At 69.2% G+C, this 26,017-nt stretch carries 31 protein-coding genes and 1 pseudogene; 14 read left to right on the forward strand and 18 right to left on the reverse strand.

Features of this window, described 5'->3' with window-relative positions; translation table 11 throughout:
• Positions 1 to 119: 119 nt before the first annotated feature.
• Positions 120 to 341 carry a hypothetical protein gene (locus tag AB0873_RS11025; RefSeq protein ID WP_366599470.1) on the reverse strand — a complete coding sequence of 74 codons (222 nt, stop codon included), beginning with the start codon at positions 339 to 341 and terminating at the stop codon, positions 120 to 122.
• Positions 342 to 356: 15 nt separating this feature from the next.
• On the opposite strand from AB0873_RS11025, the gene AB0873_RS11030 reads away from it, so the two are divergent.
• From AB0873_RS11030 to AB0873_RS11040, 3 genes are all read left to right on the forward strand, one after another.
• Positions 357 to 1,490 carry a hypothetical protein gene (locus AB0873_RS11030; RefSeq protein WP_366599471.1) on the forward strand — a complete coding sequence of 378 codons (1,134 nt, stop codon included), beginning with the start codon at positions 357 to 359 and terminating at the stop codon, positions 1,488 to 1,490.
• 293 nt (positions 1,491 to 1,783) lie between these two features.
• The gene (locus AB0873_RS11035; protein ID WP_366599473.1) at positions 1,784 to 2,881 is read left to right on the forward strand and encodes a hypothetical protein; all 1,098 of its coding nucleotides are present in this window, start codon (positions 1,784 to 1,786) and stop codon (positions 2,879 to 2,881) included.
• A gap of 341 nt (positions 2,882 to 3,222) precedes the next feature.
• Positions 3,223 to 3,465 carry a hypothetical protein gene (locus tag AB0873_RS11040; protein ID WP_366599474.1) on the forward strand — a complete coding sequence of 81 codons (243 nt, stop codon included), beginning with the start codon at positions 3,223 to 3,225 and terminating at the stop codon, positions 3,463 to 3,465.
• Positions 3,466 to 3,927: 462 nt separating this feature from the next.
• Here AB0873_RS11040 and AB0873_RS11045 read toward each other — a convergent pair whose 3' ends face one another.
• From AB0873_RS11045 to AB0873_RS11065, 5 genes are all read right to left on the reverse strand, one after another.
• Positions 3,928 to 4,059: a hypothetical protein gene (locus tag AB0873_RS11045; protein ID WP_366599475.1), complete on the reverse strand. Its 132-nt coding sequence runs from the start codon at positions 4,057 to 4,059 to the stop codon at positions 3,928 to 3,930.
• Between the two features lie 597 nt (positions 4,060 to 4,656).
• Positions 4,657 to 5,265 carry an SRPBCC family protein gene (locus AB0873_RS11050; protein ID WP_366599476.1) on the reverse strand — a complete coding sequence of 203 codons (609 nt, stop codon included), beginning with the start codon at positions 5,263 to 5,265 and terminating at the stop codon, positions 4,657 to 4,659.
• A 44-nt stretch (positions 5,266 to 5,309) separates the two neighbouring features.
• Positions 5,310 to 6,116: a methyltransferase domain-containing protein gene (locus AB0873_RS11055; RefSeq protein WP_155329737.1), complete on the reverse strand. Its 807-nt coding sequence runs from the start codon at positions 6,114 to 6,116 to the stop codon at positions 5,310 to 5,312.
• Complete coding sequence (locus AB0873_RS11060; protein ID WP_366599477.1) at positions 6,113 to 7,747, reverse strand: radical SAM protein; 1,635 nt, start codon at positions 7,745 to 7,747, stop codon at positions 6,113 to 6,115. Before AB0873_RS11060 ends, AB0873_RS11055 begins: the two co-directional genes overlap by 4 nt.
• The gene (locus AB0873_RS11065; RefSeq protein ID WP_155329739.1) at positions 7,744 to 8,217 is read right to left on the reverse strand and encodes a MauE/DoxX family redox-associated membrane protein; all 474 of its coding nucleotides are present in this window, start codon (positions 8,215 to 8,217) and stop codon (positions 7,744 to 7,746) included. The genes AB0873_RS11060 and AB0873_RS11065 overlap by 4 nt, the downstream gene beginning before the upstream one ends.
• A 160-nt stretch (positions 8,218 to 8,377) precedes the next feature.
• Between AB0873_RS11065 and AB0873_RS11070 the strand changes: the two genes are divergently transcribed.
• On the forward strand, positions 8,378 to 8,530 hold the full coding sequence (locus AB0873_RS11070) for a hypothetical protein (protein WP_155329740.1): 153 nt from the start codon (positions 8,378 to 8,380) through the stop codon (positions 8,528 to 8,530).
• Positions 8,531 to 8,605: 75 nt separating this feature from the next.
• Here the strand turns inward: AB0873_RS11070 and AB0873_RS11075 are convergent, their stop codons facing one another.
• Positions 8,606 to 9,058 (reverse strand): hypothetical protein, encoded by a 453-nt coding sequence (locus tag AB0873_RS11075; RefSeq protein ID WP_155329741.1) that lies wholly within the window; start codon positions 9,056 to 9,058, stop codon positions 8,606 to 8,608.
• A 213-nt stretch (positions 9,059 to 9,271) separates the two neighbouring features.
• Between AB0873_RS11075 and AB0873_RS11080 the strand changes: the two genes are divergently transcribed.
• The 3 genes from AB0873_RS11080 to AB0873_RS11090 all read left to right on the forward strand — a co-directional run bounded on the left by AB0873_RS11080 (position 9,272) and on the right by AB0873_RS11090 (position 11,737).
• Positions 9,272 to 9,805 carry a sigma-70 family RNA polymerase sigma factor gene (locus AB0873_RS11080; RefSeq protein WP_155333998.1) on the forward strand — a complete coding sequence of 178 codons (534 nt, stop codon included), beginning with the start codon at positions 9,272 to 9,274 and terminating at the stop codon, positions 9,803 to 9,805.
• Positions 9,795 to 10,499 carry an anti-sigma factor gene (locus AB0873_RS11085; protein WP_155329742.1) on the forward strand — a complete coding sequence of 235 codons (705 nt, stop codon included), beginning with the start codon at positions 9,795 to 9,797 and terminating at the stop codon, positions 10,497 to 10,499. Before AB0873_RS11080 ends, AB0873_RS11085 begins: the two co-directional genes overlap by 11 nt.
• Positions 10,500 to 10,894: 395 nt before the next feature.
• Positions 10,895 to 11,737, forward strand: a complete 843-nt coding sequence (locus AB0873_RS11090; RefSeq protein ID WP_366599479.1) for a TerC family protein — start codon at positions 10,895 to 10,897, stop codon at positions 11,735 to 11,737.
• A 157-nt stretch (positions 11,738 to 11,894) separates the two neighbouring features.
• Here AB0873_RS11090 and AB0873_RS11095 read toward each other — a convergent pair whose 3' ends face one another.
• The 4 genes from AB0873_RS11095 to AB0873_RS11110 all read right to left on the reverse strand — a co-directional run bounded on the left by AB0873_RS11095 (position 11,895) and on the right by AB0873_RS11110 (position 15,769).
• On the reverse strand, positions 11,895 to 12,167 hold the full coding sequence (locus AB0873_RS11095; RefSeq protein ID WP_366599480.1) for a GlsB/YeaQ/YmgE family stress response membrane protein: 273 nt from the start codon (positions 12,165 to 12,167) through the stop codon (positions 11,895 to 11,897).
• Between the two features lie 613 nt (positions 12,168 to 12,780).
• On the reverse strand, positions 12,781 to 13,002 hold the full coding sequence (locus AB0873_RS11100) for a hypothetical protein (RefSeq protein WP_088977233.1): 222 nt from the start codon (positions 13,000 to 13,002) through the stop codon (positions 12,781 to 12,783).
• Positions 13,003 to 13,107: 105 nt separating this feature from the next.
• Entirely contained in the window at positions 13,108 to 14,193 is a 1,086-nt protein-coding gene (locus tag AB0873_RS11105) for a sporulation protein (RefSeq protein WP_366599481.1), read from the reverse strand.
• Between the two features lie 259 nt (positions 14,194 to 14,452).
• A complete protein-coding gene (locus AB0873_RS11110) occupies positions 14,453 to 15,769 on the reverse strand; it encodes a hemolysin family protein (RefSeq protein WP_366599482.1) in 1,317 nt (438 codons plus the stop codon).
• A 124-nt stretch (positions 15,770 to 15,893) separates the two neighbouring features.
• Between AB0873_RS11110 and AB0873_RS11115 the strand changes: the two genes are divergently transcribed.
• Positions 15,894 to 16,274: a YccF domain-containing protein gene (locus AB0873_RS11115; RefSeq protein WP_155329747.1), complete on the forward strand. Its 381-nt coding sequence runs from the start codon at positions 15,894 to 15,896 to the stop codon at positions 16,272 to 16,274.
• Positions 16,275 to 16,721: 447 nt separating this feature from the next.
• Here the strand turns inward: AB0873_RS11115 and AB0873_RS11120 are convergent, their stop codons facing one another.
• Genes AB0873_RS11120 through AB0873_RS11130 form a run of 3 tightly spaced genes read right to left on the reverse strand, consistent with a single transcriptional unit; the run spans position 16,722 to position 17,796 of the window.
• On the reverse strand, positions 16,722 to 16,898 hold the full coding sequence (locus AB0873_RS11120; protein WP_366599483.1) for a hypothetical protein: 177 nt from the start codon (positions 16,896 to 16,898) through the stop codon (positions 16,722 to 16,724).
• A 24-nt stretch (positions 16,899 to 16,922) separates the two neighbouring features.
• On the reverse strand, positions 16,923 to 17,114 hold the full coding sequence (locus AB0873_RS11125) for a hypothetical protein (RefSeq protein WP_366599484.1): 192 nt from the start codon (positions 17,112 to 17,114) through the stop codon (positions 16,923 to 16,925).
• Between the two features lie 19 nt (positions 17,115 to 17,133).
• Entirely contained in the window at positions 17,134 to 17,796 is a 663-nt protein-coding gene (locus AB0873_RS11130; protein WP_366599485.1) for a DUF433 domain-containing protein, read from the reverse strand.
• A 534-nt stretch (positions 17,797 to 18,330) separates the two neighbouring features.
• Between AB0873_RS11130 and AB0873_RS11135 the strand changes: the two are divergent.
• The 3 genes and pseudogenes from AB0873_RS11135 to AB0873_RS11145 all read left to right on the forward strand — a co-directional run.
• A pseudogene (locus AB0873_RS11135) lies at positions 18,331 to 18,426 on the forward strand (thiol reductase thioredoxin); the annotation flags it as partial.
• A 132-nt stretch (positions 18,427 to 18,558) separates the two neighbouring features.
• Entirely contained in the window at positions 18,559 to 18,999 is a 441-nt protein-coding gene (locus AB0873_RS11140; RefSeq protein WP_366599487.1) for a hypothetical protein, read from the forward strand.
• Positions 18,996 to 19,901: an HTTM domain-containing protein gene (locus AB0873_RS11145; RefSeq protein ID WP_366599488.1), complete on the forward strand. Its 906-nt coding sequence runs from the start codon at positions 18,996 to 18,998 to the stop codon at positions 19,899 to 19,901. Before AB0873_RS11140 ends, AB0873_RS11145 begins: the two co-directional genes overlap by 4 nt.
• Here the strand turns inward: AB0873_RS11145 and AB0873_RS11150 are convergent.
• The 4 genes from AB0873_RS11150 to aztA form a co-directional block, all read right to left on the reverse strand.
• Positions 19,865 to 20,284, reverse strand: coding sequence for a DUF393 domain-containing protein (locus tag AB0873_RS11150; protein ID WP_366599489.1), 420 nt, complete (start codon positions 20,282 to 20,284; stop codon positions 19,865 to 19,867). The genes AB0873_RS11145 and AB0873_RS11150 overlap by 37 nt on opposite strands.
• A 348-nt stretch (positions 20,285 to 20,632) precedes the next feature.
• Positions 20,633 to 21,511, reverse strand: a complete 879-nt coding sequence (locus AB0873_RS11155) for a DUF2470 domain-containing protein (RefSeq protein WP_366599491.1) — start codon at positions 21,509 to 21,511, stop codon at positions 20,633 to 20,635.
• Between the two features lie 86 nt (positions 21,512 to 21,597).
• Positions 21,598 to 21,894: a DUF1540 domain-containing protein gene (locus AB0873_RS11160; protein ID WP_155329758.1), complete on the reverse strand. Its 297-nt coding sequence runs from the start codon at positions 21,892 to 21,894 to the stop codon at positions 21,598 to 21,600.
• 448 nt (positions 21,895 to 22,342) lie between these two features.
• The gene (aztA, locus tag AB0873_RS11165; protein ID WP_366599492.1) at positions 22,343 to 22,993 is read right to left on the reverse strand and encodes a zinc ABC transporter ATP-binding protein AztA; all 651 of its coding nucleotides are present in this window, start codon (positions 22,991 to 22,993) and stop codon (positions 22,343 to 22,345) included.
• A 50-nt stretch (positions 22,994 to 23,043) separates the two neighbouring features.
• On the opposite strand from aztA, the gene aztB reads away from it, so the two are divergent.
• From aztB to aztC, 3 genes are read left to right on the forward strand one after another with little or no spacing between them, the layout of a single operon-like run.
• Positions 23,044 to 23,910, forward strand: a complete 867-nt coding sequence (gene aztB, locus AB0873_RS11170) for a zinc ABC transporter permease AztB (RefSeq protein WP_366599493.1) — start codon at positions 23,044 to 23,046, stop codon at positions 23,908 to 23,910.
• Positions 23,907 to 25,097, forward strand: a complete 1,191-nt coding sequence (locus tag AB0873_RS11175; RefSeq protein WP_366599494.1) for a hypothetical protein — start codon at positions 23,907 to 23,909, stop codon at positions 25,095 to 25,097. The genes aztB and AB0873_RS11175 overlap by 4 nt, the downstream gene beginning before the upstream one ends.
• Positions 25,094 to 26,011: a zinc ABC transporter substrate-binding protein AztC gene (aztC, locus tag AB0873_RS11180; RefSeq protein WP_366599495.1), complete on the forward strand. Its 918-nt coding sequence runs from the start codon at positions 25,094 to 25,096 to the stop codon at positions 26,009 to 26,011. The genes AB0873_RS11175 and aztC overlap by 4 nt, the downstream gene beginning before the upstream one ends.
• Positions 26,012 to 26,017: the final 6 nt, after the last annotated feature.

Consider the following 26,017-nt stretch of genomic DNA (forward strand, 5'->3'; position numbering starts at 1 on the left):
TCTTCCGAGGCCAGCCCTCCCTGACAGCGACCACCGCTACCCCCGCCCCGACCAGGTGAAACCTCCCCGGCGACAGCCCCACCAGCGTGCGCGCCGAAATGGCCGGTCGCCGGGTCAAGTCATCCGCGGTGCCGGGCCGAGGCGTCGTCGACCCAGCCCTGTCCGGTCTCCTGCTCGACGTTGAACGGGCGGATCACGCTACTGGCGACCGGCTGCCAGCCCTTTGCTCTGTCGGGTGAGGTCGCGGCAGGGTTGTCATACCGGCGCGGCAGGATGATCGGGTGAAGCCTCGCCCGAGCCGTACTGTCGGCCAGCTGCACTTTGAGGATCTTGAGCCGCACCGGTTCGAGGATCTGGTGCGTCAACTCGCGTACGGGTTTCGCGACTGGATTCGCCTTGAGCCTCTCGGCCGCTCCGGCGCCGACGATGGCGTCGACATCCGCGGTGTCGAGCGTGTGCAGGCAGGCCGGCGGGATGCGGTGAGTTCAGCCGATCCCGACCGGGACGACGTTTCCGAGGACCGGGTGTGGTTCATCCAGTGCAAGCGGGAGAAGACGTTCGGCCCCGCCAAAGCGCGGGCGGTGGCCTCGGCAGCCCTCACGGGCGGAGCAGAACCACCGTTCGGGTTCGTGCTGGCGGCCCCCTGCGATCTGTCCAAGCGAACCCGCGACGCGTTGACGTCTGACCTTCGCGCGGCTGGCGTGCGCCAGGTGTTCGCGTGGGGACGTGGCGACCTCGAAGACATGCTGTTCCTACCCGAGAACGACCATCTGCTCTTCGCGTATTTCGGGATTTCGCTCCAGGTCCGCCGACGCAGCCAGGTCGCGGAGCTGCGCAGCCGTTTGGCCAGGAAGCGTGAGGTCTATCGAGCGGTCGGGGACCGTAGCCACCGAGGGTTCAAGCCGGTGCTCGTGCGTGACCCCACCGTTGAGGGCTACCCGTTCCGAGAGCGAGTTCCCGACTTCGACGACGAGAACCCTCCCTGGATGTGGACGGCGTTCCGCCACCATTCGAATCCCGACACGCTCGCCCTCGTCATCAAGCGTCACCATGCTTGGATCTCAGCCGACCGAACCAAGTTCGACGTCATCGACTCGTGCTCCCACGTCATGCCACACCGCAACGGCTTCAACAAGGCCGCACGAGGCGACCCGGAGCTCTGCGACCGGGTGTGGCGGTTCTTCCACAACGAGGTACCGGAGGACGAGCGTGGGTGGCTGGAGGTGTTCGGATGGATCATGCTGGATGACATCCTGCTCGTCGACGATCTGGGGGACGCGTTCCACGAGCCGCCTCATATCCTGGCTACCCGAGATCACACCTTCGGGTTCTTCACGCACACTCGCGAGTTCCTCCGGCTTGACCGGCATGGGAAGAGTACGGCCGGCGCCCTGGCTCCAGATGAGGAGCACCTTGATGTTGACAAGTTGAAGCGGACGAGGCTCTTTCCTGATCCGATTCCAGATGTCCAGTGGAAAAGCCGGTGGTAGCCACCCGACCTGCCAAGCCGATCAGCGTGTGAGGTGACCGTCAGGCTGGCCCGTGGCGCCGTACGCCCCGTTCTCGGCGCCGCACCTGTTGTGCGGCGGTTAGCGGCGGGTACCTGGGCCGGTGGTGGGGTCTTCGCAGGGAAGATGCCTGGCAGGACCCGGACGTAGATGACCATTCCGACGACCTCCACGAGGTTTGGGTCACCAGACGGCGGCTGCCACGGCCAGGTGGTCCGGGAGCGCGCGGGCCAGCGGGAGTACCACGAGGGAGTCGCGGCGGACGCTGCGGCCGCATGCGAACCTACGATCACGAAATGCCACACCACATGAACCCGTCTGTCCCCTCCACTCAGGTTCCCTCCCCGGACTCCACCATCATGAAGCGCCTCGGCTACATTCGCCTGCTCCATCACCAGGCCGTCACACAGTCGTACGCCCCCGCGCCGCTGAACTTCTCATCGGTGCTGGTGTTCCACGACGTGCTCGAACACTTCTTCGTTGTCGCGTTGGCCCACCTGGGAAACCCGCACGGCCTCGACCTGAAGGCCCCATTCGCGGAAAACGCCAAAAAATTCCGCGCCCCAGATGGTCGGAGACTGATCGGCCTCGACGGGGTACAGCGGATCGGCCACGACCGTAACGGGCTCAAACACAACGGATCGGTGCCAGGTGCCGACCAGGTCGAACAGGCCAGACGCGACGCGGCCACCTTCCTCGACGGCAACTGCCCACGGCTGTTCGGCCTGGAATTCGCCGAGATCTCCATGCTGCACCTGGTCCCGCAGGAAGCGGTACGAGAGCACCTGCAAGCGGGTCGAGCCGCCGCCGACGCGGGTCAGCTCGACGAAGCCATGGTCGAAGTGACCATGGCTTTTGACCGGCTGATCACCGATTGGGGTCACGGCAAGTACCTTCCGGGTTCCTCCTTCCGCACCGATACGTTCCGCCTCCACACCTCATGGAGCAGACCCGAGCGGCGCGTCGAGGTGTTCCCCACCCCGTCGGACCAGGGCGTGCGCCAGGCCGTCAACAGCCTGGCGTCTTCCGTCAAGAAGGTGTTCAAGGAGGTTGACCAGGAGATCGAAACCCTCCGCCACGTCATGCGCATCCAAATCGCTGGCGTCGACATGGCCCAATATGCACGGTTCGCCATGATCGCGCCCGAGGTGTATGAGACTGCGAACGGCCACCGCGGCGCAACGCACCAGGAGGGCCAGATTCATTACACGCCGGAGAACTACGATTTTTGCGAGATGTTCGTCTTGGAGTCCGCCCTGCGTATCGGCCTGCGGAACTTCAGAGACTGGATGCCAGAGACCTACGGTGATTGGGATCGCGCGAAGATCGCCTTGGAGGCCAACGGCGGCCGACTCCCCGACGATATGAGATGACGTCGCAGTATCGAACGGCCAACAGCGGCGTTCGTGACCGGGCCGCTGACCGCTTGAAGTGAAGACGTGCTGGCAGCTGGCCGAGCAGGCCGGTCGCGCCCGCCCGGATGCGGATCGACGCAGATCTTCGCCAGCGCCGGGAGGCCTTCGGTCGACGGGTTCGCCGCCCGCCCGGTCGCGGACGGGCGGCGAACCCGACCGACACCCACGTCTCCCCAAAGGTCAAGTCGGCCCTGCGCCGGAACGTGACCAGGTGGGCATGGAGGGATCGCTCGCTGGTCTTGTGATTCTCAGAGACGCCGGGAGCAACAGCGGCGAGCACGAGATGGCAAGATCCCTGTATGGCTGTCTTGCTGCCCGATGATGACTTCTATCCAAAGCCCGAAGAGCTGTGCTTCCTGTGCTCGACCCCGGCGGGCGATGGAGAGCCGGTTGTGATGTGGGGGGGCCAAGAGCTGACTATCTACCTGCACGGGGGCTGCGCCGGGTCGTTCGTTCTACGCATCGCCCGGGATGCCTGGCAGGTCGAGCGAGATGCAGACGACGGCAAGTTCACGCTGACGGACCGCCGGCAGCGCGACTGAGTTGCTGAGGGGCGCGGAGCGCCGGTGCGGTTCAGCAGCTGCGCGCCGTTGGGGTCGGCATCCGGCGTGCTCAGGCTCGCGGTACGAATGGCCGTGTAGCCCAAGGCCACACATGCCGCCACCAAAAGGAGGCCTGCGCACGCCAGGAACGCCACGGGCAGCGCGGTCAGGTCGGCTAGCAGCCCGAACAGCGTGTACGACACCGGCGTGAGGCCGAGTGCCGAGTGCCGAGAAGTTGATCAGTGCCATGAGGTACTCGTGCTTCGTCCGTGCTTGCATCAGACTGAGCAGCAGCGCAGTGGCTGGTCCCGACGCGAAGCCGACTGCACTTACTGCGGTCATCACCAGCGGCAGTTGTCCAGCCAAGGGAACGCTCGCGAGAGCCAGGCTCCCACCGGCTACCCGGAGGAGGCCGGCCATGGCCTTTTTCGCGCACGCCAAGGCGGGTCTGTATGCCATACCTCATGCTTCGTACCGGGGATTCCGCTTGGCCTCCTCCATGTTGGCCCGATGGATGGTGATGATGTCCACGGGGGCTGCCAACCGCGTCGCCAGCCTGGCGATCGCATCCTGAACCGCCATCGAGTTCACCACGGCCGAGAGCGTACTGACCGCCGTCCGACACCGGACGCGACAGCCTGAGCCAATGTTTCTGACGTGTATGGGTGGTGGGAGTCGCCAAAGTATGTCAGCATGGATGCTCCGTGGCTGCTCGCACGTCGGCGAACTGACGCGGACGTACCGGGACTAGCCCGGATACTGCACCTCCTCGTGAGGGCTCTTGGGTATCCACCAAGAGCAATATGGTGCCCGGACCTGCTAGGACTTAGCGGGTTGCGGCCGGACCCCGCCGGACGGGGCCGGACGAGTGGAGACCTTCGTAGCTCAGCGGATAGAGCATCTGGCTACGGATCAGAAGGTTAGGGGTTCGAGTCCCTTCGGGCGCGCAAGATCATAAGGGGTCTGGTCTGCGGAGACGCTGGCCAGGCCCTTGCTCGTTTATGTCTGCTGTGGATGGTGGATGTCACGTGGGTGCTGCTCGGGTGCCATCCCAGTGCAGGACCGCCGCTTAGCGCGGTCCTTCCTGACCTGCGGATCCAGCAGGGCCTCTCGTGCGCTACCAACCGCGGCCGAGCCCGCCGCGTCCTGGCGCCCGCGCCGGCCGAATCTTGACGTGGCGGGCGGGATTCGTCACTGCGTCGGGCCGGGGGCGGGGTAGTCGGTGGGTGTCTTGCGCTGGTGGGTGTGCCGGCGTTCGGCCTCGGATTTCAGGGTGGCGAGGGAGTCGGCGACGGTTGCCTCCCACCGTTGGGCGACGACCGCGGCCCACCTGGTGCCCAGCGCCCAGCCGTCTGCGCCCATCTCGCCGGTGTATTCCAGCCGGGTGTGGTCGCCGTCGCCGGTGAGGGTGAAGCGTTCCCGTACGTGTGGCACGGGGCCGCGGACGAGGCGGAAGTCGACCGTGTCGGGGCGGGTGAAGGCGACCGTCTCCACCGTCTGGGTGACCAGACTGCGGCCAATCGGCGTGCGGTGGGCGGCCAGGACCATCCCGTCACCGCGTTCCCACACCTGGATCTTGTCCTGCTGGGCCCGTGTGGCCCGGCCGAGGTAGGGCTGGGCGATCACGTCGAAGACCAACTCGCGGGGCGCGGCGATGTCCACCACCTGCGGGCCGAGTGGGCGTACTCGCCGGCCGATGCCCAGATCGAGGGTGAGCCGTCCGGTGACCAGCCCCAGGTATCCGGCCGCGCCGGCCGCCGCGGTCGCTACCAGGACCGAGGCCATACGCAGTCCCGTCATGATCGTCTCCATTCTTCCTGTCCGGGCGGAGCGCCCGTTCGCGGTCACCGTGGTTTGCTGGCGGTCAGCAGCGCGTAGCCGAGGACGCCGTCAGCGACGGCGGCGCGGGCGGCGGCCAGTACCGCCGGGGCGCGGGTGAAGTCCACGCCGAGGGCCTCGGCCCGCGACCGGGCGGTCATCCGGACGACGGCGAGGCGGGCCTCGATCTGATCGATCATCACCGCGACCGCGTCGTCATGCCGTTCCACCTGCGTGACGGTCAGCCCGGCGGTGGTCAGCAGGGCGGCGTACTCGTCGGCGGGGCGGGCGTCGGCGACGCATGCGATCCACGCCCCCAACCCGGTCAGCTCGGGCGGGAGCCGGTCGGGGTCGACGGTGACATCGGCGATCCCGAGCCGGCCGCCGGGGCGCAGCACCCGGGCCAGTTCCCTGGCGGCGGTGGGCTTGTCGGGGAACGTGCAGAACGCGCACTCGCACACGATTACGTCAGATGACTGCGTCTCGATGGGCAGCCGCTCGGCGTCGCCGACCCGGAACCGAACCCGGTCGTCAAGGCCGGCGGCCAGTGCCGCGCCGGCGGCGTACGCGACGTTGGAATCGGACAGGTCGACACCGGTGACATCGGCGCCGTACTCGGCCGCGAGCGCCAGGGCGGTGGCGCCGCGACCGCTGGCCACGTCGAGGACCCGGTCGCCGGCGCGCAGGTCCAGCCGGGAGGCCAGCCGCCGGGTCAACGCGAGGCCGCCGGGATGGTAGGTGTCGCCGAGTAGGAGCGCGACCAGGTCGGAGCCGTACGTGGCGGCGCAGCAGGTCTTGGCCCGGGCCGCCGCTTCGGGTTCGGCGGGGTTCATCGGATGCGCCTGCCCACGTTGGTGGCGTCGCGCGCCACACCGCGCTGGTCATCGTCCGCTGCGGTCGCGGTGCGGTCATGGCGGGCGATCTTCGACCCGTACGGGGAGTCGCTCAGGATCGGCTGCAATCCGACGGCGTTGGGGACGACGTCGGCGACCCGGACGCCGGACATCTGTTCGCGGACCTGCTCGCGGTAGCCGACGGAGTTGTAGGCGCAGAACGGGATCAGCCTGCCGTCCGGGGTGATCTCCTCCACGCAGCACTTCATCAGCTGCTTGACGTTGAGGGTGTACGGGTCCTGGAAGTCCTGAATGACGATCATGAAGGCGCGGTCGGTCAGGTCGGCGATCGCTTCGGGCAGGTTGACGCCGCAGGCGTCGGCGCAGTCCAGGGCCGCCGCGGCGGCGGCCAGTTTCTCGTGCGTGGTGTCGGTGCCCATGAACGCCGAGGCGGACCACAGCTTCTCCAGGGCCTCCCGGATCGCGTGGTCGGGGATCACCCGGTTCGACACGTAGTCGAGGTAGTCGGCGACGTTGAGCAACCGTGGGATCGGCACCAGACCGAAGTCCGGGCTGCCGGGAGTGCCCTCGGTGAGCAGGTAGGTGATCGACCGGCAGGTGGGGAAGCAGCACGGGACCGGGAAGAAGTCCGACGCCCGGAACCAGTCGGGGCGTTGAGCGGCGATGCCGTGGATGATGTCGGAGTTGGTCAGTCGGGTGAGCGGGTCGAATTCCACGTGCCGTCCGGAGTGGGTGACCGGCTGGAACGACACGCTGCGTACGGCCGGGTGGGCCAGGCCGTACTCGATGATCGCGCCGAGCTCGTGGTCGTTGAGGCCGCGCTCCACCGCCGCGACCAGGGTGACGGTCAGCCCCGCCTCGGCGCAGTTGTCCAGCGCCTTCTGCTTGATCGCCCGCAGGTCCCGGCCGCGGATCTCCCGGTGGGTACGCTCGTCGAAGCCGTCGAACTGCAGGTAGATGTTCACCGCCCGGCCGGGCCGGTTGCGCTCGCCAAGGGCCGCCACGAACGCCCGGTCCGATGCCAGGCGGATGCCGTTGGTGTTGAGGTTGACCGCCTTGATCGGGCGGGCCTGGGCGGCGTCGACGAACTGCAGGATCTGCTTGTGGATGGTGGGTTCGCCGCCGGAGAACATCACCACCTCGGCTTCGCCCTCGGACGCGACGAACACGTCGAGCATCCGCTCGCACTGCTCCAGGTCGATGGCGTACCCGTCGGGCTGGTGACCGGAGTCGGCGAAGCAGATCGGGCAGTCCAGGTTGCAGCCGGTGTTGACCTCGATGATCCCCAGACAGGCGTGCTGCTTGTGCTCCGGGCACAGCCCGCAGTCGCTCGGGCAGCCGTCCCTGACCTCGGTCTGGAACATCAGCGGGATCGTGCCGGGCTTGTTGAACCGCGCCGAGTCCAGGTACATCTGCGCATCCCCGTACACCAACGCCTCAAACGCCCCGTGCTCGCGGCACCGCTTGCGGAGGTAGACCTTGCCGTCGCGGAGGTTCACCTGCCCGTCCACGACCGCCTTGCAGACCGGGCAGATCGACTTCGTGTACTCGACGAAGATCTCGTCCCGGTCGTGCTTTCGCGCCCCCGTGGGGCCGGGCTTGTCGCTCATGTTCTCTCCTGACTGGCCGCCGTGTGGTGAGTAGCATCGGCTTCGGCCGGCACCGGCCCGGGCGGTACGGGCCGGCGGCGGGCCGAGCGGATCATCCAGGCCGCGTACGCCAGCAGCAGCGCGTCTTGAGCCAGCACTAGCCAGCTCAACCGCTGGGACAGATGCCGGCCGAAGCAGCCGCAGTTGGTGACCTCTATTCCGCGCGCGAATGCCTGCGCACCAAGCGTCGCCCACAGCACCGACACCCCGGTGTAGATCCACACCGGGGTCAGTGCCCGTGACCGCGGCCGGGTCAGGAACCACAGTCCGCAGGTCAGCTCCCCGGCGACCAGGACGACGGCCAGCGCCCTCATCGCCGCCGGTCCGCCCGCCTGGTAGGCCGCCAGGATCTCCGGCATGTGCGTCCACGACGCCAGCTGCCCGACCGCCATGCCGACGTACACCACGCCGAGGATGAGTCGCAACCACATACCTCCGACCGTACGGGCTGGATTTCTCGCCGTTCTGTAACCGCCGTACCGAACTCCCGGCCGGCGTCCTCACCGACCCGACCTGTGCCACGAGCGGCAAGGGGCGGCGGTCAGTGCCCGTTGGATGTCGCGGCGGAGGCCGGTGGGGCAGACTGGGCCGGTGCACCCGGACCTGACGCCGAACCCGCCGATCGCGCCCGCCAGCCGGCCGGCGCCAGTCTCGGCCGTGCCGGCCGAGGCTGGCCTGGCCCGGGTCCCGGCGTTCGCCGACGAGCTGGTGACCCGGCGCACGATCCGCGACTTCAGGCGGTAGGAGCAGGTCCCGGTCCGGATGGGCAGCCAGGTCGCCCTGTTCCAACGCGACCCCCTCCTACTCGACCGCCGGTGCTCAGCCTCGCCGCAGCCTCGGCAAGGTGAGGGCGTAGACGACGCCTAGCAGTAGGCCGTAGATCAGGTGGCCGAGCAGGCTGCGCCACGCGTCGGCGTTCACCTGGAAGATCATTTCGTTCATGCCGAGCCAGGCGGGCATGATCAGCAGGGCGCCGAGGACCCACCACAGCGCCCCGTACAGCAGGCCGAGACCGGCCGAGGTCGCCGGTGTTGCCGCCCAGCGCCCGAACAGCGCCGCGAAGATCGCCCCGAACAGGGCCGAGTTGGCCAGGTGGACCAGCCAGCCGACGGTGATCGACTCGCTGTCCACCAGCATCGCCACCATCGGCATCATGCCCCACGTTTGCATGAGGATCCCGAATACGATGCCGCCGGCCAGGCCGCCGGAAATCCCCGCGACGAGGCGGGCCGGCAGGCTCACCGTGCCCGCCGCGGTGTGTGCGGTCGTCATCGCTAACCTCCTGATGTCCGCTGACCGGTCGGTGACCGACCGTTACGCCACTTGCTGGTGGGGACGCTGCTGCCGTCGCGGTGATTGCGTTGGGGCGTACGGGCGCCGCCCGTACGGGTGTCGGTCGCCCGTCTTCCCACCGAGGAGGGGATATCGGCGGGCGCTGGCAGGCGGATGCAATCAGCGGTGGCGGCGATGAGTCCTACCCGGAAGATGGGTGGGCTGATGAGTGACGACGACGAGTTTCTACACGCGGTCAGCGAGCATCTGGATCTGGTCTACAACCTGGCCAGGCGGCTGACCCGCTCGCGACCGGCCGCGGAGGACCTGGTGCAGGAGACGTACCTGCGGGCGTTGCGCGGGTGGCGGCGTCGGCCGCCGGAGGACGTGCGCGCCTGGCTGGCCACGATCTGCCTGAACACGGCCCGGACCGGCTACCGGAGGGAGGCGGCTCGGCCGGCAGAAGTGCTCGACCCGGACGCGGGCGTAACGCTGGTCTCCGCCCACGACACCGCCGCCGAGGCGATCAGCGCCGCGGTGCGGGACCAGGTGCACCAGGCGATGTGGCAATTACCGGCCGCGCAGCGGGAGGCGATCACCCTGATGGACCTGTGCGGGTTCACCGCGGCGCAGGTCGCCACCATGACCGGCACGCCACGCGGCACGATACTGGCCCGGGTGCACCGCGGCCACAAGCGTCTCGCGGCGCTGCTGCAGCAGCAAGGGGTGACACCCGGTGAGGCATGACCACGACGACGCCACGATCGGGGCCTACCTGGCAGGCGAGCTGCCCGCTGACCAGCGGGACGCGTTTGAGGAACACCTGCTGACCTGCGACCGGTGCTGGGCCGAGGTCGACGCCGGCCGGCGCGGTCGTACTCTCGCCATGCAGGCCTACGAGCCGGCGCCTGCGCGCCTGCTCCTGCGGGCCCACGCGGCGGTCACCGCCGAGCCGCCCGCCCGGCACCGCACCCGGGCGTGGGTGCTGGTGGCTGCCGTGTTGACCCTCGTCGCAACGCTTTCCGTCGCCGCGGCGGTCCTCGTCGCCGTGCCAGACGGGCAGCCTGCGCCGATCGCCGCCGCGGTCGCCGGCTACCACGACGAGCAACTGCCCGGTTCCGGTATCCCCCTGCAGGCCGCACCGGACCTGTCCGCGTTGCGGCTGGCCGGCACCGCCGCCGGCACCGGCCGGCTGGCCGGCCATCCGGTCACCGGGTACGCCTACCGTGACGACACCGGACGGCGGCTGCTGATCTACCTGTCCGACGAGCCGTTTCCCATGCCTGCCCGAGCCGATCATCCGAACGGACCGTCCGGCTCGGGTATCACCCACCACCGTGGGGTGGTGGTGCTCTGCTCGCGCAGCCCGCACACCGTTCTCGTCCTCGGCGAGGACCAAAACCTGGTACGGCAGGTCGCCGCCGCGCTCGACCTCGGATGAGGCCGACCCGGATTCCGCGACGGCCACCGTGATAGGCGCGCTGGGCCGCGGCCGGCTGCCGCTCGCGGCCGACATGGTGGTGCTGCGGGATCTGCCGGACACGGGCGGTCGCGACGAGGATCGGGGGTGGGCACCGCGGCCCGGAGAGGATAAGGGCTTGTCTTCGTCCGACTCCTTTGTCGCGGTTGGCTGTCGCGGCCGGGCTGGGCTGGGCACGTGCCGGGCCGGCGTGTGAGGCCGTGGCCGTTCGGCGCTGGGGCCGGGACAGTGGATGACCGGTATCGAGCAATCCCAGCGGTGTGCCCGGGTCAGTCGGCGGTATGCGCCGTCAGAACGCCACCCGGGTTCCTTGTCTCGCCTGCGCTGTGTTCCTCGTTCCTCGCGGGCCTTCTCGGGTGGATCACCTGCGGCCGTTGTACGGTCGTGGACGCCGCGCCGGCGCAGACCCAACCTCTACCGGGAGCGACATGGAACTGTTCACCAGCCCCGAGCTTTGGATCGCGTTCGCGACCCTGCTGCTGCTTGAGGTCGTACTCGGCATCGACAACGTCGTGTTCATCTCCATCCTGGCCGGCCGTCTACCTGCGCACCAGCAGGCCCGGGCGCGTACCATCGGGCTGTCGCTCGCGCTGATCACCCGGCTGCTGCTGCTCGCCTCGCTGTCCTGGGTGATCGGACTGACCGCCCCGCTGTTCACCGTCGCCGGGCAGGAGATATCCGGGCGTGACCTGATCCTGTTGCTCGGCGGGCTGTTCCTGCTCGGCAAGGCCACCTACGAGATCCACGAGCATCTTGAGGGTGCGGAACACGGATCGAGCGGCAAGGCGGCGTCGTTCGCCGCAGTCATCGCCCAGATCCTCGTGCTCGACGTGGTGTTCTCCCTCGACTCGGTCATCACCGCCGTCGGCATGGTGGACGAGCTATTCATCATGGTCGCCGCGGTCGTTGTGGCGATGATCATCATGCTGGTGTCCGCCGGCGCGGTCAGCCGTTTCGTCAACGAGCACCCCACGGTCAAGATGCTCGCCCTGTCGTTCCTGCTGCTCATCGGCGCCAGCCTCATCGCCGAAGGTTTCGACCAGCACATCCCCAAGGGCTACGTGTACGGACCCATCGCCTTCTCGATCTTCGTCGAGTTTCTCAACCTGCGTGTACGGGCCCGCCAGCAGCGCCGTGCGGCTGAACCCGTCCATCTGCACCCCACCTACGTCAAGTCGGAAGCGGCCGGCGATCGGTAGCCGTCACCCGTGCCCGCCGCCGGTGCAGACAACGGCCACGGCGGTCGTGACCGCCGTGGCCGTCGCGTACCATCTCGCCCTGCCGCGCTCCGCCAGAGTCCGGGCAGCTCTGCGGCCTGTCCCTTGCCAGGGGCAGGCCGGTGCGGGCGGCGAGTGGTCAGTGGACGCGGCGGCGGCCGTAGGTGCCGGCGGCGACCGCGACGCCGATCGCGGCGAAGGCCACCTGAAGGGCCAACTCGATCCAGTCGATGCCGGCGGTGTCGTCCACGCCGAGAGCGCCAGCGACGAGCGTACCGAGGATCGCGGCGACCACGCCGATGAGCAGGGTCAGCCAGATCGGAATGTTCTGCTTGCCCGGCACCACCAGGCGGCCGAGCGCGCCGATGACCAGACCGATGATGATGGCGGTGAAGAAGCCGGCAACTTCCACGAGAGCCGTCCCTTCAAAGGTTGCCTGCCGGGGTCACTGGTGCCCGCGCGGTGCCGTCGGCGAAACCTTCCTGACGGCCTGCCGGCGCTTCTTCGTACACCTGTCGTGCAACCGTGCACCGGTCGTCAACCGGCGTCAGCGGCGACACGGTCCGGGGTCCGCTGGACCCTCCCGCGACCAGGCTCACCGGCTCGGTAACGGCGGTAACGCTGGCTGCCATGCCTGATCCGACCCCTCAGTGGCCGCTGGCGTGGAGCATCGCAGTGTTCGTCATCGCCGGGCTCCCTGTTCCACGCCGCGCAGACCGACGAGCTCGTCGTCACTGCCGCGGGGTGTTCATGACCGCCGTCGTCCTCGCCGGCATGCTGGTCCGCCGGCCCCGCGGCCGGGCCGAGTCGGCTTCGAGGGCATTTCTGTTGCTGGGTGGCTACCTCGCCGTCGTCGCCGTCCTTGCCACCGGAACCCGAGTCCGACCACCTACGCGGCTGTCGGCTCGTGCCTGGGGTGTGCTCGCCGCAGTGGGAGAGCGAAACCCGATGCGCTGGCAGGCCGGTAGCGCACGTCCACACCGTGTGGCGTGGCGCCGGAAGCCCGGCACCACGCCGCGAGGGAACTACTTGCCGCCGGCGAGGGCGACCAGGGCGTTGGCGGTGCGGAAGTACGGGTTGCGGCCGAGGTCGCCGACGGTGGTGATGTTGAAGGCGTCCTTGAGCAGCTTGGCGTCGCCGTCGCTGACCCCGGCGAGGGCGGACACCGGGGCGTCGACGATCTCGGTGAGGGTCTTGTCCTGGTAGGCCTTGTCGACCAGCTTGGTGAGGTCGGCGGTGACGGGCATGCACACTCCTTCGAAATCCCGGCCGGACAATCCGACCGGTTGCGGACAAACCTGCAGAATTAGATCATGGAGCGGGTGCGCGCTTCCACTGTGGATTGGAGGGGTTCAGGCTTCCTCGTCGCCGCCCTCGTCGTCGCCGAAGGAGTCGAAGACCTCGTCGGCGACCATGCCGCCGGCGAAGCCGAGCGCCGCGCCACCGACCACACCCGCGGCGACGGCGCCCATACCGGGGCCGCCGTGCCGCTCGTGGTGGTGCTCATCCTTGTAGTGGCCGCCGGGGTGGCCGTATCCGGCGTGCCCGTGGCCGGGGGCGCCGTAGGCGGGCTGCCCGTAGCCGGGCGGCGGGGGCGGCGGATAGCCGGGGGCGCCGTAGCCCTGGGCGGGCGGGGCGTCGCCGTGGCCGGCGTGCAGGCTCTGGTAGCCGTCGAGGGCCTGGCGGACCCAGGTGTCGACCTGCGCGGCCCAGTCGACGCGGTCGGCGTCGGCGTGCGCGGCGTGGTAGCGGCCGAAGGAGTCGTGGCCTCCGGTGAACAGGCCGCCGCGCTTGTCGAATTCGAGGACGACATCGACGCCGTGCTCGTTGGCGACGAAGGTCAGTTCGACCTCGTTGACGGTGTGGGCGTACTGGGGGGCGGCGTAGTACTCGATCTCCTGGTAGAACGGCAGGCTCTGGTGCAGGCCGGAGATGTGCCCGCGTTCCAGGTCGGCGCCCTTGAACCCGAAGCCGAGTCGGCCGAAGGCCTCCAGGATGCGTTCCTGCGCCGGCAGCGGATGCACATACACCGGGTCCAGGTCGCCCTTGTCGACCGCGCCGCGGATGGCCACCTCGGTGCGCAGGCCCATCGTCATGCCGTGCAGGTGCTGCCCGTACAGGTCGGTCACCGGAGTCTCCCACGGCATCGCCACCTGCAACGGCAGCGACAACTGCTGGCCCTCGCGCAGGTGCAGGCCACCGGCGACCTGGACGCGGTGGAACTCGACGAGGGCGTCGTACTCCTCCTCCGCGCCGTCGACCTCCACCCGGGTGACCAGGCCGACGGTGATGTGGTCGACCTCTACATCGTGGCTGCCGCCGGTCAGGTTCACCTGCCCGCCCAGCATCAGCCCCGGGCGGGTGTTCGGATTGGACAGGACGGTATCGACGCTGGGGCCGCCCACCCCGAACGCGCCCAGCATCTTCTTGAACACCACAAACCTCTCCCCGACGACCACACGACCGCGCGACGCCCGGAACCGGTGGAACTTCCCCGCGAACCCTTGTGCCGCAACGACATCAACGACATCCATAATGGATGCCGTCGCGCCGGGAAGCTACCAACGCCACCTGAGAGATATCTGAGTGCATCCGTGCGGTTACTCTCGGGTGGTGTCATGGGTGTCGGGCCTGGCCCCTACGGGCGGTTACACTGCCACTCCGCATCACGCGTGTGTCAGTCGTCGGCCGGGCCCGTCAGGAAGTTGTCTCGTCATCGCCGGCCTCGTGCCCGTCGCCGCGCACCGGTGTGGTGCGCAGGCGTACCCGGGTGATGGCCCGTCCGGTCACCTCGGCCACCTCGGCGGTCAGGCCCGGCAGCTCGATCACCTCACCCGGCGTCTTCGGGATGTGGCCGAGGTGGGCCAGGAGCAAGCCCGCCACGGTCGTGTAGTCACCGGCTTCGAGGACGTCCTCGTCGAGGTCGATGCCCACGTCCGGCAGGTCGTGCAGCGGGAAGCCACCCGGCATCAGCAGCGACCCCTCCGGCTCCCGGACGACGGCCTGCACGTCCCGGTCGGTCTCGTCGTAGATCTCCCCGACGATCTCCTCGACCAGGTCCTCCATCGTCACGATCCCGTCGATGGCGCCCCGCTCGTCCACCACGAGGGCGAACTGCTGCCGCTGCGACCGCATCTCCCGGATCGCCTCGGTCACCTTCAACGTCTCCGGCAGATACACCGCAGGGCTGGCCTGCTCGGCGACCGGCCCGTCCTGGTCGAGCAGGTCCCGCATGTGCACCACGCCGACGGTGTCGTCCAGACCACCGCGACCCACGACCGGGGCGCGAGTCTGACCCGACCTGCCCAACTCGCGCAGCGCCTGCGCGGCGGACAGCGACACCGACAGGGTGACCACCTCGCGGCGGGGGACGAGGATCTCCCGCAGGATCCGCTCGGCCACCTCGAACGCCCCCGAGATGATCATCCGGTGTTCGGGAGTGAGATTGCGCTGCGCCGCGACCATGTCCCGCAACTCCTCGGTGGTCACCTCCTCCCGCCGGGCGCGCGGGTCCCCGCCGGTCAGCCGCACCACCGCATCGCTGACCCTGCTCAACAGCCACACCGCCGGACGGGAGAACGCCGACAACGCGTCCAACGGGCGGGCGACCAGCAGCGCCCAACCTTCGGCGCGCTGCATCGCGATCCGCTTCGGCGCCAGCTCACCCAACACCAGTGTGACGAAGGTCAACACGATGGTGACCGCCACGATCGACACCGGCTCCGCCGCCGAGCCCAGGAACCCCAGCGGCCCCACCAGCGGCGCCGCAAGCGACACCGCCGCTGCCGCCGAGGCGAGGAACCCGGCCAGGGTGATACCGATCTGAATGGTGGCCAGAAAGCGGTTCGGGTCCCGCGCCAGCTTCGCCAGCACCCGCCCGGCCCGGGAGGTGCGCTCCAGTCGCTGCAACTGGCTCTCCCGCAGCGACACCAACGCCATCTCGCTGCCCGCGAACACCGCGTTCACCAACACCAACACGAACACCAGCGTGACCTGCACGCCATAGCCGCCCACGGCCTGTTCGACGCCTCCTCAACCTGACCCTCCGGAGCACCAACCGTAGCCGCCCGGGACACACCATGCTGATCGCCCTGTCGGCAGCGCCAGCCAGGTGGCAGGCGTCGGTCATGCTCAGAACATGATCCGGTTTGTGCTCAACGTGCTGTGGCTCATCTTCGGCGGCGGCATCGTCCTCGCCGCCGGCTACGGCATCGCCGCGCTGATCTGCTTCGTACTGGTGATCACGATCCCGTTCGGCGTCGCGTCGCTGCGCCTGGCGGTCTACTCCCTGTGGCCGTTCGGCCGCACCCTCGTTCCCAAACCCGGCGCCGGGGTCGCCTCCGGACTGGCTAACGTCCTCTGGGTGGTGCTTGCCGGCTGGTGGCTGGCCCTGTCCCACATCCTCGCCGGCATCGCGCTCTGCCTCACGGTCATCGGCATCCCGTTCGGCATCGCCAACTTCAAGCTCGTCCCCGCCGCGTTCTGGCCTCTCGGACGCGAGGTCATCGACGCCCCCTAGCGAGAAGCAGCGGCCACCTGATCCACAGCAATAGCCGGGTCTCCCAGGAAGGAGCCGGCTCGAGCGGTCACGGGGGGAACCACTCGAGCCGGACGCCGACAACCTACACCCATGCCATGCCACTGTCCGGCCACACCATCGGCAACGTTACTGATCCGGAAGTCAGGCGTTATCGAATGACGGCGGCGTAGCTGGCGCTCGCCGTCATCACGGCTCTCGGCCTCGGAGTGCGGTTTGCCGTACTGCCCGTGACGACCTAGCCCTACGTCCGAACGCTTCGCCAGCACCGATCAGCCGTACGTGCCTGCCACGTCGTTCATGAATAACGACAGGCTCCCTCATCCGGTAGCAGTCCGGTGCGGAGGGGCGTAGGAACAAACCCTGCGGTACCGAGGCGGTTAGACGGCATGGCCCGGACGACGACGATTTCGTCGGGCCGCAAGGTCTTTACGAGCGGCGACGGTGGATCTTGGCTCGACGTTCCTCATAGCTGATCACGTTGTCCCGCCGGAGCCAGTAGACATTCGGCTGACGGGCCGACGCGAGCGCGCAGATCCGGGCCAAATTCAGTCGCACCAGCTCGATGATGTGGTCGCGGGTCGCGTCGCCGGGAACCAGGAACATGTGCACCTTGGCCTTGAGGAAGGCTTACAGCTCCAGTTCCCGTTTGAGGATGTTCTGGTCGCGGCCGAACACGACCCAGCCCTCCTCGCCTACCACCGGTAGCCAGTCCTGGTCCGTCAGGCCCTGCTCCAGACGCTCGCGGGTGAAGACGGAGGCGGGGCTGTGGACCTGGTAGCCGAGGTCGACGATGCACCGACGCAGTGACCGGCCGTGCATGTTTTCGTCGATGTAGAACTCAGGCGGCGCGGCCCAGGAGGATGCGTGCGGCGGCTCGGGCGTCGTGGATGTCGATCCCGAACTCGTCCGCGACTGTTTCAGCGCTCTCACCCGCCTTCATCATGCCGGCGACGTCCGCCACCCGGGTTCCCGTCGCAGCGAAGATCGGCTGTCCGAAGGACCGCCGCATGTTGACGACCACCTTGGCCGGCTGCCAGCTGGACAGCGTCAGCTGCTCGGGGATCCCCTCGCTGTCGAAGGCGATGTACTCCATGTGATCGGCAACGATTTCCTTGATCACATGCTGGTTGGTCCCGCCGACGATCAGCCCTTCCCCGGAGCGGGTTTTGCTGAAGTCCCACAGCACGTCGATGCCGTCCGTGGCCAGCTCGGGGGCGACCAGGACGTACTCGCGGCCGAACTCCCGCTGAAGCTCCGTCAGGGCGGGCCGGATTTTCTGCGGGCGCACCCCGGCGGTGCGTAGCGCCTCCAGCACGTGCGCCTCAGCCAGAGCGATGAACGTGACCGGCAGGATGTCCGGACGGCCGTCGGCGACGTGCAGTAGCGGGCCGCCGCGCTGGTAGCCGCGCGCCCACCGGTGGAAGGTCTGCTGCGGCACTCGGAGATGACGTCCGGCTTGAGCGAGATTGAGAATTCCTTCCGTAAAACGGACATCGCCCATTTTCCCCCCTTTCCGCACGCCGCAGGGTCCCGTGTCAGCAGCATTGCATAGGCGACGTGACGAGCGCACCACCGTAGGAGTGTCGCGCTCTTGCTGCGAGACGCCGACGTCCTGGCGACGCAGCTAAATCGCGGTGCGGCACGTACGGCAGGCCATCGGCTAGCGGCTGATTGTGGGAGAGGCGGCGGGGCGGCGCATCGCCGCATGTGTCGCCTGATCAAAGCGTCGGTGGCAACGGGCGCTGGTCGTCGACCACCTCGCCCGTCTCGCAGCCTGTCGGGTTAGCCAGGTAGGTCAGCCGCCCAGCTCGGGGCTGTGTGCTCCTTTGGCTGCTCGGTGGCTGCTCGTCCGACGAGCATCCCTACGTCCCGGCCCGTCCGGGTGGGGTGCGGGTAGGTCCGGGTTGGTCTTGGCCGCGGGGGCGAAGTGGATCACCGACTATATCGGCAAGCATCGATGCTTGCGGGGGTTTGAGCGTGTCTGTCGATGGCACATCGGCGTGCGATCGAGGCGAGGGCAACAGCGGCAGGTTCAGGCGGCCTCCCCGAATCGGCCCTGGAGAACCTCATCCAGCAGGTCGAGGCGCTCGACATGGAGGACGTCGGCAAGAAGCTGGCCGTGCACAAGCACGGAGCTGACCAGCCACCGCGGCCACGGCCGGGCCCTCGGCGGCCACGGCGGCCAACCCGGGCGACTCGGGCGACCAGGAGTGACCGCCGGAGGGACCCCGGGGGCCGCTGCATCCCGTAGCGTCACGACGCGATGGAGACCTTGACCACCCGCGGTCGCGCGGCCCGATTCGCCGCCACCGCACTCGGGCTGGCCTTGCTGGTGGCCGGCACCAGTTGGGGCACCGACGACCACTTCCCGTTCGGGCCGTTCCGGATGTACTCGACGTCCAACCCGCCGGACGCCCCGGCACCGGACACGCGGGTGGAGGGCGTCGATTCCACGGGCGCGGTGGTCGGCCTCGGCCAGGAGGCCACCGGCATCCGGCGGGCCGAGATCGAGGGGCAGCAGGCCCGCTACGTCGCCGACCCCGCGCTGCTCGCAGCGGTGGCCGACGCGTACGCCGAACGCAACCTCGGCGCGGCGAAGCTGGTCGAGGTCCGCATCGTGATCCGCTGGTACGGCATCCAGGAGGGGCGCCCGACCGGCCGCTGGACGGACGAGACCGTGGTCAGCTGGCGGGCGGGCCGATGAGCCGCTGGTTGACCGAGCCGGTCCCGCGCGGCCGGGTCGCCGCCTTTCGTACGCTGGTCTATCTCTTCGTCGCCGCGGACCTGGTGGTCTTCACCCCGTGGGTGCGGACCCGGGTCGCGGTACCCGGCGAGCTCTACCAGCCGCTGCTGATCGGTCGGCTGCTGCCGCTGCCCACGCCGACCCCGGCGCTGGTCGCGGTGATCTTCTGGGTCCTGCTGCTGCTCGCCCTGCTCGCCGCCACCGGCCGGGCACCTCGACTGCTGGGCTGGTCGGTCTTCGCGCTCTACCTCGAGTGGATGATCGTCGCGATGAGCTACGGCAAGGTCGACCACGACCGGTTCGGCCTGCTCGTCGCCCTGGCCGTGCTTCCCACCGCCGGGCGCGCCCGGCACGGGGACGCCACCCGCACCGAGGCCGGGGGCTGGGCGTTGCGGGTCACCCAGATCGCGGTCATCTGCACGTACTTCCTGGCCGCCTGGGCCAAGTTGCGGTTCGGCGGGCCCGAGTGGCTGACCGGCTCGGTGCTGGCCCGGGCGATCATCCGGCGCGGCACCGAGTTGGCCGACCTGATCGCGCAGGTGCCGTACCTGCTGATCGTCGCCCAGTTCGGCATCGTCGCGTTCGAGCTGCTCAGCCCGGTGGTCTTCGTGCTGCGGGAACGCTGGCGGCTCGCCACGATCGGCTTCTTCTACTCGTTCCACCTGGTCACCATGGCGACCATCACCATCTCGTTCGCCCCGCACCTGGCCGCGATGACGAGCTTCCTGCCCCTGGAACGCGTCCGCCCGGTCGTCTGGGCGCGCCGGCTCCTCCGCCGACGCCACGGCGTCGACGCCGACCCGGAGGATGTGGCGGCCGACTACGTTCAGGCGTCCGCCGTGGGGCGGCCGGTCGGGCCGTAGAGGGATTCCCGCGCCTCCTGCGGCAATGAGCACGCGGCGGTGCCGCCGGGAAGCCGGTGCCGGTTGCGGGCCACCCAGCGGTACGTGGGCCAGGCGGCAGCGCGTACCGGAGGGAACCGGAGACCGGCGCCGGCGACCCGCCAGAGCGGACCGCTGTCGCCAAGCAACCGAGCGATCGCGTCAGGCCCGGCGGCGCGGGACCCGTCGGCGCCGACCCACTGCACCGCCGCCTCGCACTCGGCCTTGGTCAGGCCGAGCGCGTCCAGGTCGGCGAACTGCCAGGGCACGACCCGCGCGTTGGTGGGGATCCGCCGCTGGATGAACTCGGCGCACTTCGTGCAGAACGCGCAGTCCCCGTCGTATACGAACGTCGACCTCTCCATGCCCCCATCCTCCACATACCAGTGCTAAGCGTGAAGGGCTGTTTCCTGGCGAGAAGATCACAGCGGTAGCCCTGCCGGACTACCGGCGGCAGTCGCACACCTTGCGCTTGCAGCGATCCTCGCTTGGATCACACGACCGGGAGGGTGCAGCGTCCTCGTCGATCAGCTCGGTGATGATCGGCGGGCGGCACTGGGCCCCGTAATGAGCCTGGTGCAGGCCGAGGAACTGCCGGTGTGGACCGGCTAGCGGTCCATCACGTAACGCGTGGCCGCGTGCCATCCATGTGCCAGCATCGCCCGGGTGTTCTCGCCACTGGCCTGTTCACCGCCCGGACGTCACCCGCACGGTCACCGGGCGCGTAGGTCGCAGTCGCACGCGGCCGCCGGAGGTCGCTCCGTGTTGGCCGTGGGGCGGGATGGCCGCGCGGATCGACGCTGTGCCGCCTCGGCAAGCAGCGTACGCAGTCCTTCGGCGAGGCCGGCACCCTCGGTGACGCGGCGGGCGAACGGCAGCCGGACGTCGGTGTGTCCGTGCGATGCTTCGGCGCGGAGCACCACGCCGTCGGCGTCGACCGCGACCGGTAGGACCCGCGTCGACCTGGCGGTCAACGCCGGATCGAGCAGTGTCGCGAGCTGGTCAAGGACGTCGCTGTGCCGCTGGGTGAGGTGCTGCAGGTGTCCGGCTTCGACGGTGGCGAGCGGGTCCGGCCGCGCGGCACGGTAGGCGCTGATGCTCACGGTGGCTTCGCCGCGATCGCGGGTGAGGCCGACCTGGACCGGTTCGACGGCCCACAGCGCGACGGGGGGTAGGTCGAGCAGGGACATGACGTTGTCGCTGTCGCACGAGTCCAGGCTCGCCGGGTCGAACCGGCGGGCCGTACCCAGCACCCGAACTCGGGCCCGTACCCGCGACCGTACGGCGACCGGGACGAGCTGCGTCACGTCGAGCCGTACCGCCCCCGGTCGACCGCGGGCGGCAACCAGCAGGCCGCCGGTCCGGGTCATCGCGTCAACCGCGAGGACCACCGTGCCGTCGGGTAGGACGGTGTGCGATCCGATGAGGTCGACGGTGGCGTCGTCAAGTCGGAGCCGCAGGGACGCGGCGGCGGACAGGGCGGAGCGCGCAGTCACGGCGCCCGCCGTCGACGCGTCGGTGGCGGGCGCCGCGTGCGCCAGGTCGGTTGGCCGCCCGGCCGGGTGGAGCGCCATGTCAGTCCCCTCGGCCATGAAGTGCAGGTGAGTTCGGCCTAGGAACGTGACTGTAGTAGGTAAGCCTTACCTTGCCAAGGCGGCGTCGCGCTGGGCCACCCTCGTCAGGCGGGCTGGTAGGTGAGGCAGTCGCTGGCGGTGGCGCCTGGGCCGACGGTGATGGACTCGGCCGTGCAGGCGAGGTTGGTGTTGTAGACGCACTCGGAACGCGCGCATGCGCCCACGGAACCGGTCACCTCGGCGATCCCGCCCTGTACCGACGACTCCACAAACGTCGCGCAGGATGCGGCCGCACCCGTCGACGCGACGGTGATCGCCGGAGCGTGGCAGCCATTGTCGTTGAAACTGCACGCGGTGGCGGCGCATTCGCGGACCGGCGGCGACTGCAGCAGGGTTTTCATTGGTGCCTCCATATCGTGAGGGCCGCCGGGGTGGAGGAACGCCCCGGCTCCGCGTACTGGTCTGTCAGTCCCTCATTTGCCGCAGCGGCGAAAGGCAAACCTTCGCCGGTCGGCGTCCTGGAATCTATCCAGAATGACCAACACTGTAGCAACGAACCATCGTCCGCAGCGGCCCGTCACCTTTCGTCATGCGGAAAACGCCGTGCCGAATGAAGGTAGCCTTACCTTCCTTAGGTCAGTCTTGCTTTACCTGCCACAACCGGTGTACGGCTGATTACCGCGATTGAAACTGGGCAGCTATTGCCGGCTCCGACGACAATCGTCCGGTGCCACATTCCAACATTTCATCGTCACCGCCAGGGCGTCGAGAGCGCGGTGTCGTCGGGCCGTCGGTGCCGACCGGGCAAACCTGCACCGCCGGGTGGTCAGGTCGCGTCGGCACGGGGCGTCAGGCCGATGACCCGGCAGCCCTGAGCGTGGCCGGTGTTCGCCCCTCGAGGCGGATGATGTGCTCGGCGAGTGCGGTCTCGGTGGGGTCGTGGCTGGCGATGACCACCGCCGCGCCGGCGGCGACGCGTTCGGCGAGCAGGTCGTGGACCTGTCGCCGGCTGCCGGTGTCGAGGGCGGTTGTCGGTTCGTCCAGGACGTAGATGTCGGCGTGCTGCACGAGCGTCTGCGCGATGAGCGTGCGCTGGCGCTGGCCGCCGGAGAGTTCGCGGAGCCGCCGGCGGGCCAGGTGGGCGATGTCCAGCCTCTGCATGATCTTCGCTACCGATGCGCGGTCGTCGCGGCTGAGGCGGTGGCGCAGGGTGAACCGTCCGATCTGCACACATTCGGCGACGGTCAGCGGTAGGGCGTCGATGTCGCTGGTGCGCTGCGGCAGCAGGGCGAGGCGGGTGCCCGGTCGACGGTGGACGCGTCCTTCGGTGGGCTGTGTGACGCCCGCCAGCAGGTGCAGCAGCGTGCTCTTGCCGGTGCCGTTCGCGCCGGTGAGGGCCAGCATGGATCCGGCTTCGGCGCGCAGGCTCACGTCGTGCAGGACGGGAACGTCGGCGTAGCGGAAGCCGATGTGCTCGGCGGTCAGGACATCGGCGCTCAACGCATCCCCTTAACAACAATGGTTGTCATTTCAGTATAGTCGACCGGGTGATGTCGTCCCTGATCGAGCCGTTCACCGTGTCCTTCGTCGTCCGTGCGCTCGTCGGTGGCGTGCTGCTGGCCGCGGCGTGCGCGCTGGTCGGCGTGTGGGTGGTCGCCCGCGGGATGACGTTCCTGGGGGAGGCGATGAGCCACGGCATGCTGCCGGGAGTGGCGATCGCGTCGATCGTCGGCGGGAACCTCGTGGTCGGCGCCGCTGCCAGCGCCTTCGCCATGGCGGCCGGGGTCAACGCCCTTCGGCACAGCCGGGAGTTCGGGCGGGACACCAGCATCGGGCTGCTGTTCGTGGGGATGCTTTCGGTCGGGGTCATCATCGTGTCGCACTCGCGGTCGTTCGCGACCGACCTGACGGCCTTCCTGTTCGGCGACGTACTCGCGATCCGGCAGCCCGACCTGCTGATGCTGGCCGCGGCCGTCGCCGTGGTCGCGGCGGTCACCGCCGCGTGCTACCGGCCGTTCCTCGCGTTGACCTTCGACCCACGTAAGGCCCGGACACTGGGTTTGCGACCGGATCTGGCCAACGCGGTGATGCTGGCGCTGCTGACCGTCACGATGGCGGTCGCCTTCAGCGTGGTCGGCACGCTGCTCGCCTTCGGCATGCTGATCGCGCCGTCGGCGGCGGCCATGCTGGTGGCGCGCCGGCTGCCCGCGGTGATGCTGGCCAGCTTCGTGATCGGCTCGGCCGCCACCGTGGTCGGCCTGTGGATCTCCTGGTACGCCGCGACCGCCGCCGGCGCCACGATCGCCGCCGTCGCCGTCCTGATCTTCTTCGCGATTCTCGGTGCACGCCGGGTCACGACCGCGCTGGGTCGACGCCGGTCGCCGGGCCCGAACCCCTCACTGGAAGGAATTTCGTGATCGTCACCAACGTCAGGGGCCTCGCCGCTGCCGCCGCCCTGGGTGTCACGCTCGCCGTGTCCGCGTGCGGCTCGTCGGGTGATCCGCCGGCCGCCGAGGAGACGCCGCACGGCTACGTCGCCGGTGCCGAGGAGGTGGCCGAGGCCCAGTCCGCCATCGCGTACCTGGCCCGCGGGGCCCGGCGGCTGCACCTGCTCGATCTGGCCACCGGGTCGGAGAGGGAGGTCGGCCTCTCGCTCGGTGCGGAGCGGATCACCGAGGACGGCCGTTTCGTCTACGCCGACGACGGCAACCGAGAACTCGAGGTCGTCGACGCCGGCGTCTGGACCGTCGATCACACCGACCACGTCCACTACTACCGGGCGCCGGCCCGCTCGGTCGGCACCCTGACGCTCGACGCGCCGATAACCACGGTCGCCGGCTTCGAGGCCCACACCACCATCGGTACGGCCGACGGGATGGTCACCGTGCTCGACCGCCGGGAACTCGAAGCCGGCAAGGTCGCCACCCTCGCCACGATCGACTCTCGCAGCACCACCGCACTGGCCGTGCCGTACGCGGATCAGCTTCTCGTCGCCGTCGGCGACGATCCCGGCCGGCCGGCGAACCGGATCGTCGCGATGAACGAGCGCGGCGAACCGACCGGCGCTCTGGAGGCGCCCTGCGCGGCGCCGCGCGGCTGGGCGGTGTTGCGCGGCGGCGCGGTCATCGCCTGCGAGAACAGTCTCGTCCGCGTCAAGCTCGACGGCGAGAAGCTCACGGCCAAGACCCTGCCCAGCCCACGTGGCCCGGTCCCGACGGGCACGTTCGGGTACCGGCCGCGGAGCAACGAGGCGGCGGTCGCCGATCGTGCCGGCATCTGGTCGGTGAACGCGGCGAAGGCCACCCTGCGATACCTCCCGGCTGGAGGACGCCAGCTGGTGGCGGCGGCGTCACCGGCCGACGGTAGTACGGTGCTCGCCCTCGACCGGTCGGGCACGTTGATCAGCTACGACCTCGGGACCGGAAAGGTGCTCGCGCAGACGTCCGTGCCGGCCGCGAACCTGACCCTGGATGTCGACCGTGCCTACCTGGCCGAGCCGGCCGCCCGGCTCATCCACGAGATCGACTACCGCGACGGGCTGCGCACCGCCCGCAAGCTGCGGGTCACCGAACGACCGGACCTCGTCGTGGAGGTCGGTCGATGAGGACCAGGAGACTCCTGGCAGCGCTCGTCGCCGCGGCTGTCCTGCTGGCCGGCGGCGCCGCCTGCACCTCGCCGACGCGGACTCGCATTGTCGTGACCACGAACATCCTCGGGGACGTCGTCGCGGAGATCGTCGGTGACCAGGCCGAGGTCAGCGTGCTCATGAAGCCGAACGCCGACCCGCACTCGTTCGCCATCTCGGCACGGGAGGCGCACGCCATGCAGACGGCCGACCTGGTCGTCTACAACGGTCTCGGCCTGGAGGAGGGCGTGCTGCACCAGGTGGAGGCGGCGAAGGCCGAGGGTGTTCCCACCGTGGAGGTGGGCGCGAAGATCGATCCGATGGAGTACCGGGACGGCGACGCCGCAGGGCTTCCGGATCCGCATTTCTGGACCGATCCGGCGCGCGTGGTCACCGCGGTGCGGCTGTTGACCGACGAGATCGTCAGGCATGTCGACGGCGTGGACGGCGGCGTCGTCCGTCGGCGCGCCGAGTCGTACGCGAACGAGGTCCGCGAACTCGACGCGAGGCTTGCCGAGCGTTTCGCCGGGATCCCGGCGGAGCGTCGGGTCCTGGTCACCAACCACCACGTCTTCGGCTACCTGGCCGACCGCTACGACCTCACGGTTGTCGGCGCGATCATCCCCAGTGGAACCACCCTGGCTTCGCCGAGCGCGTCCGACCTCGCCTCGCTGGTCACCGCCATCGAGACCCACCGGGTGCCGGCCGTCTTCGCCGACACCGCGCAACCCGCCCGCCTCGCCGAGGTCCTGGCCGCCGAGGCCGGCATCACGGTACGCGTCGTCGGGCTGTATTCGGAATCGCTCAGCGACGCGGACGGCGAGGCCGCCAGCTACCTGGCCATGATGCGCTTCAACGCCGAAGCGATCATCGGCGCCCTGAGCGGAACCTGACCCCTG

This window comes from Micromonospora sp. NPDC047707, assembly GCF_040704235.1.
GTDB lineage: Bacteria > Actinomycetota > Actinomycetes > Mycobacteriales > Micromonosporaceae > Micromonospora.

Coding starts and splice junctions, on each gene's coding strand:
- AB0873_RS11035 (WP_366599473.1), top strand. CDS start 1,784: ATGCGAACCTACGATCACGAAATGCCACACCACATGAACCCGTCTGTC.
- AB0873_RS11040 (WP_366599474.1), top strand. CDS start 3,223: ATGGCTGTCTTGCTGCCCGATGATGACTTCTATCCAAAGCCCGAAGAG.
- AB0873_RS11050 (WP_366599476.1), bottom strand. CDS start 5,265: ATGACGGGACTGCGTATGGCCTCGGTCCTGGTAGCGACCGCGGCGGCC.
- AB0873_RS11055 (WP_155329737.1), bottom strand. CDS start 6,116: ATGAACCCCGCCGAACCCGAAGCGGCGGCCCGGGCCAAGACCTGCTGC.
- AB0873_RS11060 (WP_366599477.1), bottom strand. CDS start 7,747: ATGAGCGACAAGCCCGGCCCCACGGGGGCGCGAAAGCACGACCGGGAC.
- AB0873_RS11065 (WP_155329739.1), bottom strand. CDS start 8,217: ATGTGGTTGCGACTCATCCTCGGCGTGGTGTACGTCGGCATGGCGGTC.
- AB0873_RS11075 (WP_155329741.1), bottom strand. CDS start 9,058: ATGACGACCGCACACACCGCGGCGGGCACGGTGAGCCTGCCGGCCCGC.
- AB0873_RS11080 (WP_155333998.1), top strand. CDS start 9,272: ATGGGTGGGCTGATGAGTGACGACGACGAGTTTCTACACGCGGTCAGC.
- AB0873_RS11100 (WP_088977233.1), bottom strand. CDS start 13,002: ATGCCCGTCACCGCCGACCTCACCAAGCTGGTCGACAAGGCCTACCAG.
- AB0873_RS11115 (WP_155329747.1), top strand. CDS start 15,894: ATGATCCGGTTTGTGCTCAACGTGCTGTGGCTCATCTTCGGCGGCGGC.
- AB0873_RS11120 (WP_366599483.1), bottom strand. CDS start 16,898: ATGTTCCTGGTTCCCGGCGACGCGACCCGCGACCACATCATCGAGCTG.
- AB0873_RS11125 (WP_366599484.1), bottom strand. CDS start 17,114: ATGCACGGCCGGTCACTGCGTCGGTGCATCGTCGACCTCGGCTACCAG.
- AB0873_RS11130 (WP_366599485.1), bottom strand. CDS start 17,796: ATGGGCGATGTCCGTTTTACGGAAGGAATTCTCAATCTCGCTCAAGCC.
- AB0873_RS11140 (WP_366599487.1), top strand. CDS start 18,559: ATGGAGACCTTGACCACCCGCGGTCGCGCGGCCCGATTCGCCGCCACC.
- AB0873_RS11145 (WP_366599488.1), top strand. CDS start 18,996: ATGAGCCGCTGGTTGACCGAGCCGGTCCCGCGCGGCCGGGTCGCCGCC.
- AB0873_RS11150 (WP_366599489.1), bottom strand. CDS start 20,284: ATGGAGAGGTCGACGTTCGTATACGACGGGGACTGCGCGTTCTGCACG.
- AB0873_RS11155 (WP_366599491.1), bottom strand. CDS start 21,511: ATGGCCGAGGGGACTGACATGGCGCTCCACCCGGCCGGGCGGCCAACC.
- AB0873_RS11160 (WP_155329758.1), bottom strand. CDS start 21,894: ATGAAAACCCTGCTGCAGTCGCCGCCGGTCCGCGAATGCGCCGCCACC.
- aztB (WP_366599493.1), top strand. CDS start 23,044: ATGTCGTCCCTGATCGAGCCGTTCACCGTGTCCTTCGTCGTCCGTGCG.
- aztC (WP_366599495.1), top strand. CDS start 25,094: ATGAGGACCAGGAGACTCCTGGCAGCGCTCGTCGCCGCGGCTGTCCTG.